Consider the following 10,578-nt stretch of genomic DNA (forward strand, 5'->3'; position numbering starts at 1 on the left):
GGGTCGATCGCGCGGCGCCGAGCCGCCGGGGGTTCAGAAGGTCAGATACGCGGCCACCGGGGCGTGGTCGGAGCCGGCCGCGCCCTGGCGTTCGACGGGCTGCGCGTTGATCGACGGCAGCGGGCCGTCGGCACCGGTGAACACCTCCTCGAGGCGTTGCAGCAGTTGATGGCTGACCAGGAGGTGGTCGATCAGTTCGCCCTGGCCCTCGAAGACACGGGAGACCCGCTGCTCCACGGGGATCTTCAGGCCGAGGTTCCACAACCGCGCCGCGTCGCCCTTGTCCGGGTGGTCGAATCCGCCGGTGCCGATCTGCGATCCGGGCGGGCCGTACATGATCTGTGTGGTCGCGGCGAGCGGGGTGTCGTTGAGGTCGCCCATCACGATCACGTCGCGGGTGCGGCCGTCGCCGCCGAGCAGTTCGTCCGCCAGGGCACGCATCGTGGTCGCCTCGGCGCCACGCCGCCACAGCGCGTACGCGGCGTAGCGGGCACGTTCACCCTCGTTCTTCGGGTTGTGCCGATTTCCCGGATAGGTCAGCAGCTTCGACTTCAGGTGGCACACCGCCGCGTGCAGGGTCCGGCCGGGCACCGGTTCGAGGGTGACCGCCAGCCCGCCGCGGCCCATCGCGTTCAGGGGCGCGCCGGTGTCCGCGGTCTGCAGCGGGGTGAACTGGCTGGGGAAGGCGGTGACATCGGCGGTCACCGTGAGCGGATGGCGGCTGAGGAACCCCACCCGGATCCGCCGGCCGTCCGGGTGCGCGGACAGCTCGGTGTGCCACGTGCCGTCCAGGCGGCCGACCAGGTCGTCGAGCGCGTCCGGGTTGCCGACCTCCTGTACTCCGAGCAGGTCCGGGTTCAGCCGATCGATCGTGGCCGCGAGCGAATCCAGCTTCGCGTCGAACTCGGCTTGCGTCTTCGGGCCGTCCTGTTCCCCCGGCAGGAACAGGTTCTCGAGGTTCCACGTCGCCAACGTCACCCGCATGGGGCACCTCCTGCTGTCCGGCATGCCGCGCGTACGCCCGGCCGCACCCAGTCTCCGCGCGATCCGCCTCCGCGTCCCGCCGAATCCCCGGACACACCCCACCGTTTCACCCGGACGCCATGGCCGACACCGCCCCGGGCGTCGGCCTCCCCGCCGGCCGGGAATGCGACCGATCACCCCGCCGGCGTGCCGCGCCGCGCCCAATCGCGCAGCCGTTCGGCGAACGCCAGTACCGAATCCCGGAGTTCGTCCGGTCGCTCGACCACGAACGGCCGATCCAGGGATGCCAGCAGGGCCGGCACCCAGTCGAGTCGTTCCGCACGAAGCTCCACCCGGCACCAGGGGGCGGCGTCCGGATCGGCCCCGCCCGGAGGGGACGCCTCCGCGACGATCGCGAGCGCCGCGGGGAGCCGGGCCCGGATCCGCTCGGCCGTCTCCCGCACCAGCACGCTCACCTGGTGGCGGTAGGGGGCGCGGGCGAACCCGGTCAGCACCCGCTGCGCCGGGTCGACGTCGGCGGGCGGCTCGAACGTGCCGGGCAGGACCCGGGCGTCGACGATGCGATCCAGGCGGAGCGTACGGTCCTCGCCGGCTCCGACGTCCAGGCCGGTCACGTACCACCGGCCCGAGTGGGCCACCAGCCCGTACGGGTGCAGCGTGCGCTCGCCGCGCCGGCCGTCGGCGGCGGTGTACCGGAGCCGGATCGGCCGGTGATGGTGAACCGCGTCGGCGACCGTGAGCAGCACCGCCGTCTCCGGAGCGGTCGGCTCGCCCGGCGCGGCGGTGAAGGCGAGCGAGTCGAGCACGGCGTCGAGTCGCCCGGCGAGCGCTCGCGGCAACACCCGCCGGATCTTGGCCGCCGCCGTGTCTCCCGCCGTCCCCGCGGCCGTGGTCAGGCCCGCCCGCCGACCCGCGATCAGGCCGAGCAGCACGGCCAGCGCCTCGTCGTCGGTCAGCATCAGCGGCGGCATGCGGTAGCCGGCCGACAACCGATAGCCGCCATATCGCCCGCGCACCGACTCGACGGGGATGTCCAGGTCGACGAGATGTCGGACGTACCGCCGCACGGTGCGCTCGTCGACCTCCAGGCGATCGGCGAGTTCGGCGACGGTGCGGGTGCCGCCGGCCTGGAGCAGTTCGAGGAGGGCGAGCACGCGCGTGGTGGGTCGGGCCATGATCGCAAGTCTCTCGCGAATACCGGGCGGATTCCGTCCGGTATCGCCTCTAGCGTGTCACCGAAGGCACCGACCGACACCCGGCGGCGGCATCGACCCCTCAAGCGGCATCGGCCCCTCAGAAGGAGAAACCCGTGAACCTCGTCTCGATCCGCATCATCACCGACGACGTCGACCGCCTCGTCGACTTCTACGAGCGGGTCACCGGCGTGCCGGCCACCCGCTTCACCGAGGACTTCGCCGAACTCGCCATCGGCTCGACCACCCTCGCGATCGGCGGCACCCGCACCGTCCCCCTGTTCGCCCCCGGCTCCGCCCGCGCGGCCGACAACCGCAGCGTCATCGTCGAATTCCTCGTCGACGACGTGGACGCCGTCCACCGGAACCTGGCCGGCGTCGTGACCGACTTCGTCAACGAGCCGACCACGATGCCGTGGGGCAACCGCGCGCTCCTGTTCCGCGACCCCGACGGCAACCTCGTCAACTTCTTCACCCCCGTGACCCCGGCCGCCATCACGAAATTCGCCCGCTGACATCGCACGTCGACCCTCGTGACGGGATACCGCCCGTACGCGCCGGAACAACCGGAGGCCCGGTCCGCCCCACCAACCACGACGCCACGTACGCCGGGTCACGATCGATACCTGCTCTGCGCCGACGGCCTGTCGACGATCGGGGCGGCGGGGCTCACTCGACCAGGGCCGGGGCGAAGTAGTCGCGCAGCCGGGCGATCCTGCCGTCCCGGACGCGGAAGATCTGCACCAGGCACACCGCCGTGTCCGCCTCGCCGTCCTCGCCGTCGAAGACCGAGTCGATCTCGGCGATGAAGACGTCGGGGTCGGAGGTGATGTGCAGGACGTAGCCGGACTTCTCGAAGTTCGGCGCGGGGCGGTCGGTCTTCGCCTGCCGCTCGTAGTGGGCCGCCATCGCGCTGCGGATCCGCGCCCTACCCTCCAGTCGCCGGGGGAAGCCGGCGTCGGCGGGGACGAGCGGGGCCTCGAAGACGCCGTCCTCGGTGAAGCATTCGGCGAGGGCGTCGGCATCGCGGGTCACCGTTCCCGAGTGGATGTACCTACCGAAGATCTCCTGCGGCGTTGCGGACACCACAACCTCCTTGGACACGAACATCAACATCGACGTGGACGTGGACCCGGCCCCGGCCCCGGCCCCGGCCCCGGACGGCGATACGAACGCGGACGCGGATACCGACCACCTCATCACGACGCGGCCCCCCGAGACCCCGATTCTCGCGACCGATCACCCCTGCGGTGCCGCTGTCGCGGGGAGGCGATTCGGCTGGATTGCCGCCTTGTTCGGCGGCCGGGGGCACCTGATACTGACGTGAGGTCGCCGGTCCTGTCACGGGGCGGGCGGGCGTGTGCGTCCGCCGTAGCCGACAGCCGCCTGCCGGAGGGGGAGACCGCTCGATGGGTAGCGCAGATCTGCGTCGGTTCCACCGGGACCCGTTGGGGTTTCTCGACGGCCTGTCCCGTGCTCGTGCCACGGATGTCTTCGCACTGCCCTGGGGCGGTTGGTGCGTGGGCGACTCGGACCTGGCCCTGGTGGTGCTGCGCGATCCGGAATTCAACGGAGGGTTGTCCACCTTCTATGGCGACCTGCTGCCCTCGCGATCGGCCCAGATCGCGCTCGGTCACACGATACGCAACACCATCCGACCGCGATTACCCGAGTATCGCGAGAACTTGGCCGCGGCAGTGGCCGAACTCCCCACGGCCACAGGGTGGCCCGAAGCCGGCCCCGCGCTGGTGTATCGATGTCTTGCGGACCTGCTGCTGCATCCGGCCTCGCCACCCGAACCGCGGCTCCTGCTGGCGCGATCCGTCGGCGCCGGTCTGCTGATCCGCTCACCCACGATCCGCGGCCGTGTGCGCACCGAGCTGCTGCGCCCGAGGCTGTTCGCGGCGCTGACCCGGGACATCGCGCGACGCCGGGCACGCGGCGTCGATCCGGGCGGGCCGCGCGATCTGCTCGACGCCGTCATCGGCGGTTGTCCCGAGGAGACGCGGGACCCGGTCCTGGCCGAGCTGTACCTGCTGCTGTACCGGTCGATCGTGGGCAACGTCGGCTACGCCGTCGCCTGGAGCGTGCTGCTGGCCGGTCTGCACGGCGTGCCGGGCGAGCCGTGGCCGTGGCCCGCCGAGTGGATCGTGCGCGAGGCCGCGCGGCATCGTCCGTTCGTCTGGATGGTGGGCCGCCCGACGCCGCGTGCGGTCGAGTTCGGTGGTGTGGCGCTGCCGTCCGGCGCGATCCTGTCGGTCTGCCCCTACCTCCTGCATCACGACGAACGGCGCTGGAGTCGGCCCGATCTCTTCCGGCCCGAACGCTGGGCCCAACCGCAGGCGTGCGGCCCGTATCTGCCGTTCGGCACGGGCCCGTTCGTGTGCGGCGGCGCCGTCATCGCCCAGACCATGACCACCGACGCGGTGGCGGCGCTGACCGACGACGCCCGCCTGAGCGTCCTCGGCGGTGCGGCGCGACCGATCGTGACCAACGCCGCCGCGCCGCGCCCGTTCACCCTGAGCCGCACCACCAAGTCCCCGACCCGATCGCCCGCTTCGAAAAGGAGGTGACCACCATGATGGCCGTCATCCGGCGCATTCTCACCAACACGCCGCCGCTGATCTGGAACCCGAAGGACCCGTGGCGCTGACCCGCGCGACCCGAACGGCCCGCACGGCGGAAGTAGCCACGTCGTGCGGGCCGTTCGTCCGGCCGGGCCGGTCGGGCCCCGGCCGGGCGAGGCGTCCCCGTCCGCCCCCGTGATCTCGCGGACGGGAACGACGCGGCCTCAGGTGGTGTATCCGCCGTCCACCGCGAGGGCGGTGCCGGTGATGTACCGGCCGCCCGGGCCCGCCAGATAGGCCACCGCGGCGGCGATGTCCTCGGCCTCGCCGTAGCGCCCGAGGGCGGTGAGGGATCGCTGGAAGTCGGCGCTGTCGCCGTCGGCGGGGTTCATGTCGGTGTCGATCGGGCCCGGGTCCACGAGGGTGGCCGTGATCCCGCGCGGACCCAACTCCCGGGCCAGGCCCCGGGTCAGCCCGATCAGCGCCGACTTCGCCGTCGCCTGGAGCACGAAGTTCGCCCCGGGGACCCGCCCGTTGAAGCACGACCCGATGCCGATGATCCGCCCGCCCTCGCCCATGTGCCGGGCCGCGGCCCGCGCCGCGGTGAACACGGACCGGATGTCCACCGCGAGCACCCGGTCCAGTTCCGTGTCGGAGACCTCGGTGAGCGGACCGTAGGTGAGGAAGCCCGCGTTGTTCACCAGGATGTCGACGCGGCCCAGTTCCGCGACCGTGTACTCGACCGCCTCGGCCGCGGCGTCGGGCTCGGTCAGGTCGGCCCGTACGGCCACGGCCCGCCCGCCGGCCGCCTCGATCTCCTCGACCACCGCGCGCGCCCGGTCGGCCGCCTCGACGTAGGTCACCGCGACCGCCGCCCCCTCGCCCGCCAACCGCTTCGCGATCGCCGCGCCGATACCTCGGCTGCCGCCGGTCACCAGTGCCACCCTGCCGGTCAGGTCACCCATCGTCGTCTCCTCCCGCGTGGACGCCGTGTTCGTCGTGCTGGCAGAGTAGGAGTTGACACCGGTGTCAGGTTCAAGCGGTCGTTCACGGCGAGGTGCGTTCATGCGGATCGGCGAACTGGCCCGGCGCAGCGGGGTGAGCGAGCGCTCCCTGCGCTACTACGAGGCCCAGGGCCTGCTGCGCGCCGAACGCACCCCCGGCGGCCAACGCGACTACGGCGAGTGGGCGGTCGACCGGGTGATCCGCATCCAGACCCTGTACGCCGCCGGCCTGCACAGCAGGAAGATCGCCGAACTGCTGCCCTGCATCCGGGACACCGACGGTCGTGCGAACGAGCGCGCCACGCCGGTGCTGCTGGTCAACCTCACCGCGGAGCGCGAGCGGATCGACACGATGATCACCGACCTGCTGCGCTCGCGCGACGTCCTCGACGAGGTGATCGACACGGCCTCGGAGGGTGTGCCCGCCGATCGGGCCGGCCGCGATCTCGGCCTCGGTCGCCGGGGCTGAGCCGGCCGGAGCCGGCCGGGTCACCCCGCCGTCGGGTCGGCCAGAAAACCGGTCACGGTGGCGGCGTACAGCTCCGGGTGGGTCGTGTGGGGGACGTGTCCGGCGCCGTCGAGTGTGCGGATCCGCGCGTGTGAGATCGGGTCGGCGAGGCCGCCGACGATCTTCGCGTACCACGGCGGGCTGGTCGTGCCGTAGCTCAGCAGCACGGGGACGGTGAGCGCGGACAGACCGGCGGCGTCGATGTCGTCCCAGTGCGGATCGTTCAGCTCGTCGAGGAACGTGCCCACGTTGCGGACGAACGTCTCGCGTGCCGGGTCGGGCAGTCGCTCCCACATCCCCGGCCCGAGCGCGACCTCCTCGACGAACAGGTGCGCCCCGCCCCGGTCGTCGCCCGCCCTCAGCCGCTCGACCACCGCGTCGATCCGGTCCTGGGCCACGCGCATCAGCGGCCCCAGTCGCGGGTCGTTCGCCACGGTCGCGAACAGCGGCGGCTCGTGCGCGATCAGGCTGCGGAACAACTCGGGGCGGCGCGCGGCCAGTCCGAGGGCCGTGGAGGCGCCGAAGGAGTTGCCGACGACGTGCGCCGGTGCCAGGTCGAGCCGTTCGAGCAGCACGGCGAGGTCGTCCTCGTCCCGGGTACGGCTGCCCGGTCCGGTCCCGCCGGTACTGCGGCTGTGGCCCCGGCGGTCGTACACGAGCACGCGGTGGGAGGCGGCGAGCGCGGGGAGGAGCGACCCCCAGCCCGTGTGGTCGGTCCAGGAGCCGTGGACCAGGACGAGTGGATCGCCCTCGCCCGTGACCTCGTAGTACAGATCCGCGCCGTTCAACCGTACGTGGGGCATGCCGCCTTCTCCTTGCTCGGGCCATGGAAAGCATCCGCCGTTCGGCGTGTCGGTAAACCGCGAACGCGCGTGCGGTCTTCCCGGACGCCGGCATCACCCGCACGGGGCAACACTGTCATCCGCACCACTCCGGCGTGGGATGCGGGAAATTGGGCGCAGCGGGTGAATTCCGCGCGGGACCCTTACGCCGTGCCCGGTCGGGACGGCACAATCATGCGACTCGAGACGAGGGGGCGAATCCTGTCCGTGAGCGACGTCTTTCCCGAACGGGTCCTGCCCGCGGGCCCGATCACCCTGCGACCGTTCACCGCCGGCGATGTCGAGGACACCCGAACCGCCTGTGCGGACGAGGTGATCCAACGCTGGATACCGCTGCCGCGCCCGTACTCGCCGCAGGCGGCCGTCGACTGGTGTACGAAGACGGCGCACACCCGGCGCGAGTCGGGCGACGGCATCCACTTCGTGATCGCGGACCCGGCCGACGGCCGACTGCTCGGCGCGATCGGGCTGCGCCGCACCGACTGGGACGAACTGGTCAACGAGGTGCGTCACTGGGTCGCCCCGTGGGCTCGCGGGCGCGGGATCGCCGCCCGGGCCACCCGCGCGCTGGGGCACTGGCTGCTGTTCGAGCAGGGTTTCGAACGCCTCGAACTGCGGGCCGCCGTCGGGAACATCCCCGCGCGCAAGACCGCAGTCCGGGCGGGCCTGCACCGGGAGGGCATCCTGCGCAACGCCGGTCGCCTGCACGGCGGTCGGGTCGACGTCGTGCTGTACGCGCTGACCCGATCCGACCCGTAGGCGGCGCCGCCGCACCGTCCTCGGCCCGGGGCCGGCTCAGCCCAGTTCGGCCAGGTCCTGTCCGGTCAGCCGCAGCGCGCCGGCGGCGATGTTCTCCTCCAGGTGGGCGAGCGAGCCGGTCCCGGGGATGAGCAGGATGTTGGGCGAGCGGGCCAACAGCCATGCGAGCGCCACCTGCGACACGCTCGCCCCGTGGCGCGCGGCCACCGCGTCCAGGCGGGCGGCCGCCAGTGGTTGGAAGCCGCCGACGGGGAAGTACGGGACGTAGGCGATGCCGGCCGCCGCGCAGGCGTCGACCAGTGCGTCGTCCTCACGCCGGGACAGGTTGTACAGGTTCTGCACGCACACGATCGGCGCGATCGTCCGGGCCTGGGCGAACTCGGCGGCGGTGACGTTGGAGACGCCCAGGTGCCGGATCAGGCCCTCCTCGCGCAGCGCGAGCAGGGTTTCCAGGGGCCCGGCCAGGGGGGTCAGGCTCCGGTCGAGGTCGCCCATCCGCAGGTTCACCACGTCCAGGCGGTCCAGGCCGAGCGAGCGCAGGTTCGCCTCGACGCCGCGGCGCAGGTTGTCCGGCGTGAGTCCGGTCTTGTCCGCGGCCGGCCGCGCCACGTCCGCGCCTTCGACCAGCGCGCCCACCTTGGTCACGATCACCAGGTCGTCGGTGTAGGGGTGCAGCGCCTCCCGGATCAGGTCGTTGGCCGCGATCCCGTCGCGCGCATAGTAGTCGGACGTGTCGATGTGGTTCACACCCAGCTCGACAGCCCGCCGCAAAATGGCCAACGCCGTTTCCCTGGCGGGTGGTTCGCCCTGCGGCCACCCGGTCAACCGCATCGTCCCGTAGCCGATCCTGGCGACGCTCGTATCGCCGCCCCATGTCCATCGCTCTGTGATCACGGGCGACACCCTAACGGCCCCGCAACCACTTGCCGATGTTTGCCGCGGGGCTCCCATCGGCCCCATTCGTCCCCCCGTCCTGGGAACCAACCCTCTCGAAGCACCACCAAATCCCCCCGCCGACCTCATCCCGGCGACACCGACGGTGCTTGTGTCGGACATCGGCCGTGTAGTGCGATGGCTCCCATGGTCTTTCCCATGACGAAGAGACGAGTCACCCCACTGGTCACCGCCCTGGTGGCCGGCTGCCTGTTCGCCGGCGCGCCGGGTGCCCACGCGGACGCCGCCGCCGGCTTGGACGACACACCGTCGGCCGCGGGCGCGCCGCCGAGGTTGGGCGTGGATCTCGACACCGTGACCATCCCGGAGTTACAAACCCGCATGGCGCGCGGATCGTTGACCTCGACCGCGCTCACCGGCGCCTACCTGTGGCGGATCAAGACCGTCGACCCCACGATCAAGGCGGTGTTGCGCACCGACCCGACCGCGCTGCGCCAGGCCGCCGCCAGTGACGCCCGGCATCGGCGCGGGCAGAGCCGGGGCCCGCTCGACGGTATCCCCGTCCTGCTCAAGGACAACGTGAACACCCGCGACCTGCCGACCACCGCCGGCTCGACGGCACTGGCCGGCAGCCCACCGGGCACCGACGCGGTACTGGTGAGCCGGCTGCGCGCGGCGGGGGCGGTGATCCTGGGCAAGACCAACCTGTCCGAATGGGCCAACTTCCGTGGCGCCAGGCCCACTTCCGGCTGGTCGGCGGTGGGCGGCCAGACCCGCAACCCGTTCGTCCTGGACCGCAACCCCTGCGGCTCCTCGGCCGGTTCCGGCGCCGCACTCGCCGCGTCGTTGTCGCAGGTGGCGATCGGCACCGAGACCGACGGCTCGATCGTGTGCCCCTCCGGGGCGAACGGCGTGGTCGGCGTCAAACCCAGCCTGGGCGTGGTCAGCCAGTCCGGCGTGGTGCCGATCTCCGCCGAGCAGGACACCGCCGGGCCCATGGCCCGCAACGTCACCGACGCCGCGCTGACCCTGGCGGTGCTCGCCGAGGGCCGGGCGCCGCGCCCGGCCGACCCGCTCGACCTCGCCGCCGCCTCCACCCGCCCCGACGGGCTGCGCGGCAAGCGCGTCGGGCTGTGGCGCCTGCCCACGCTCGGCCCGGACGTGGACGCCCTGATGACCCGCACCACGGCGCGCCTGCGCGCGGCGGGCGCCGAGGTGGTCGAGGTGAAACTCCCCTACCAGGAGCGCATCGCCGAACTGGAATTCCCGGCTCTGCTCAGCGAGTTCCACCGCGACATCGACGCCTACCTGGCCACCCGCGAGGGCCCGCGCGACCTCGCCGAGCTGATCGAGTTCAACCGCACCCACCCGGCCGAGCAGACCTGCTTCGCCGGCCAGGAGCTGTTCGAACAGGCCCTGGTCGCGCCGCCCACCACCGACCCCCGATACCGGGCGACGCGCGCCGAGTTGACGGACCTGGCCCGCCGCTCGATCGACGAGACGCTGGCCGCCGAACGGCTCGACGCCATCGCCTCGCCGACCAACCCGCCCGCCTGGACCACCGATTGTGCGCGCGGCGACAACGACGTGATCCCGTCCTCGACTCCCGCCGCCGTGTCCGGATACCCGTCGATGTCGGTACCGGCCGGCTCCGTCGGCGAACTCCCGATCGGCCTGCTCCTGATGACCGGCAACCTGCGCGACGGCGAACTCCTGTCCCTGGGAGCCTCGATCGAACACCACCTCCACGCCTGGCGCGCCCCGCGCTACCTGCCGACCATCGGCTCCTGACCCCGTCCGACGGGCCCGCCCGAACCTCCGTTCCCG

12 protein-coding genes are annotated in these 10,578 nt (G+C 72.4%); 6 read left to right on the top strand and 6 right to left on the bottom strand.

What is annotated here, in order from left to right; genetic code table 11:
- Window positions 1-33 precede the first annotated feature (33 nt).
- Together ACFRCG_RS40660 and ACFRCG_RS40665 are read right to left on the bottom strand one after the other, a co-directional pair.
- Window positions 34-978, bottom strand: a complete 945-nt coding sequence (locus ACFRCG_RS40660) for an endonuclease/exonuclease/phosphatase family protein (RefSeq protein WP_380041098.1) — start codon at window positions 976-978, stop codon at window positions 34-36.
- 179 nt (window positions 979-1,157) lie between these two features.
- On the bottom strand, window positions 1,158-2,159 hold the full coding sequence (locus ACFRCG_RS40665) for a helix-turn-helix transcriptional regulator (protein ID WP_380041053.1): 1,002 nt from the start codon (window positions 2,157-2,159) through the stop codon (window positions 1,158-1,160).
- Window positions 2,160-2,293: 134 nt separating this feature from the next.
- On the opposite strand from ACFRCG_RS40665, the gene ACFRCG_RS40670 reads away from it, so the two are divergent.
- Window positions 2,294-2,692 (top strand): VOC family protein, encoded by a 399-nt coding sequence (locus ACFRCG_RS40670; protein WP_380041055.1) that lies wholly within the window; start codon window positions 2,294-2,296, stop codon window positions 2,690-2,692.
- A 154-nt stretch (window positions 2,693-2,846) separates the two neighbouring features.
- Here ACFRCG_RS40670 and ACFRCG_RS40675 read toward each other — a convergent pair whose 3' ends face one another.
- Window positions 2,847-3,263, bottom strand: a complete 417-nt coding sequence (locus ACFRCG_RS40675; RefSeq protein ID WP_380041057.1) for a nuclear transport factor 2 family protein — start codon at window positions 3,261-3,263, stop codon at window positions 2,847-2,849.
- A 10-nt stretch (window positions 3,264-3,273) separates the two neighbouring features.
- Between ACFRCG_RS40675 and ACFRCG_RS40680 the strand changes: the two genes are divergently transcribed.
- Window positions 3,274-3,504, top strand: coding sequence for a hypothetical protein (locus ACFRCG_RS40680; protein WP_380041059.1), 231 nt, complete (start codon window positions 3,274-3,276; stop codon window positions 3,502-3,504).
- Window positions 3,505-3,586: 82 nt separating this feature from the next.
- Window positions 3,587-4,750 (top strand): cytochrome P450, encoded by a 1,164-nt coding sequence (locus tag ACFRCG_RS40685; protein ID WP_380041061.1) that lies wholly within the window; start codon window positions 3,587-3,589, stop codon window positions 4,748-4,750.
- Between the two features lie 218 nt (window positions 4,751-4,968).
- Here ACFRCG_RS40685 and ACFRCG_RS40690 read toward each other — a convergent pair whose 3' ends face one another.
- The gene (locus tag ACFRCG_RS40690) at window positions 4,969-5,709 is read right to left on the bottom strand and encodes an SDR family oxidoreductase (RefSeq protein ID WP_380041063.1); all 741 of its coding nucleotides are present in this window, start codon (window positions 5,707-5,709) and stop codon (window positions 4,969-4,971) included.
- Window positions 5,710-5,809: 100 nt separating this feature from the next.
- Here ACFRCG_RS40690 and ACFRCG_RS40695 point away from each other — a divergent pair, with 100 nt between their 5' ends.
- The gene (locus ACFRCG_RS40695) at window positions 5,810-6,217 is read left to right on the top strand and encodes a MerR family transcriptional regulator (RefSeq protein ID WP_380041065.1); all 408 of its coding nucleotides are present in this window, start codon (window positions 5,810-5,812) and stop codon (window positions 6,215-6,217) included.
- A gap of 20 nt (window positions 6,218-6,237) precedes the next feature.
- Here ACFRCG_RS40695 and ACFRCG_RS40700 read toward each other — a convergent pair whose 3' ends face one another.
- Complete coding sequence (locus ACFRCG_RS40700; RefSeq protein ID WP_380041067.1) at window positions 6,238-7,059, bottom strand: alpha/beta fold hydrolase; 822 nt, start codon at window positions 7,057-7,059, stop codon at window positions 6,238-6,240.
- 213 nt (window positions 7,060-7,272) lie between these two features.
- Here ACFRCG_RS40700 and ACFRCG_RS40705 point away from each other — a divergent pair, with 213 nt between their 5' ends.
- Window positions 7,273-7,857 (top strand): GNAT family N-acetyltransferase, encoded by a 585-nt coding sequence (locus tag ACFRCG_RS40705; RefSeq protein ID WP_380041069.1) that lies wholly within the window; start codon window positions 7,273-7,275, stop codon window positions 7,855-7,857.
- A 36-nt stretch (window positions 7,858-7,893) separates the two neighbouring features.
- Here the strand turns inward: ACFRCG_RS40705 and ACFRCG_RS40710 are convergent, their stop codons facing one another.
- On the bottom strand, window positions 7,894-8,688 hold the full coding sequence (locus ACFRCG_RS40710; RefSeq protein ID WP_380041100.1) for an oxidoreductase: 795 nt from the start codon (window positions 8,686-8,688) through the stop codon (window positions 7,894-7,896).
- Window positions 8,689-8,949: 261 nt separating this feature from the next.
- Between ACFRCG_RS40710 and ACFRCG_RS40715 the strand changes: the two genes are divergently transcribed.
- Window positions 8,950-10,542 carry an amidase family protein gene (locus tag ACFRCG_RS40715; RefSeq protein WP_380041071.1) on the top strand — a complete coding sequence of 531 codons (1,593 nt, stop codon included), beginning with the start codon at window positions 8,950-8,952 and terminating at the stop codon, window positions 10,540-10,542.
- The last annotated feature ends 36 nt before the right edge of the window (window positions 10,543-10,578 follow it).

This window comes from Embleya sp. NPDC056575 (assembly GCF_042793325.1).
Taxonomy (GTDB): Bacteria; Actinomycetota; Actinomycetes; order Streptomycetales; family Streptomycetaceae; genus Embleya.

What these genes read in the sequence shown, in the direction of transcription:
- ACFRCG_RS40665 (WP_380041053.1), bottom strand. Translation starts at nt 2,159, where the DNA reads ATGGCCCGACCCACCACGCGCGTGCTCGCCCTCCTCGAACTGCTCCAG.
- ACFRCG_RS40685 (WP_380041061.1), top strand. Translation starts at nt 3,587, where the DNA reads ATGGGTAGCGCAGATCTGCGTCGGTTCCACCGGGACCCGTTGGGGTTT.
- ACFRCG_RS40690 (WP_380041063.1), bottom strand. Translation starts at nt 5,709, where the DNA reads ATGGGTGACCTGACCGGCAGGGTGGCACTGGTGACCGGCGGCAGCCGA.
- ACFRCG_RS40695 (WP_380041065.1), top strand. Translation starts at nt 5,810, where the DNA reads ATGCGGATCGGCGAACTGGCCCGGCGCAGCGGGGTGAGCGAGCGCTCC.
- ACFRCG_RS40700 (WP_380041067.1), bottom strand. Translation starts at nt 7,059, where the DNA reads ATGCCCCACGTACGGTTGAACGGCGCGGATCTGTACTACGAGGTCACG.
- ACFRCG_RS40705 (WP_380041069.1), top strand. Translation starts at nt 7,273, where the DNA reads ATGCGACTCGAGACGAGGGGGCGAATCCTGTCCGTGAGCGACGTCTTT.
- ACFRCG_RS40710 (WP_380041100.1), bottom strand. Translation starts at nt 8,688, where the DNA reads ATGCGGTTGACCGGGTGGCCGCAGGGCGAACCACCCGCCAGGGAAACG.
- ACFRCG_RS40715 (WP_380041071.1), top strand. Translation starts at nt 8,950, where the DNA reads ATGACGAAGAGACGAGTCACCCCACTGGTCACCGCCCTGGTGGCCGGC.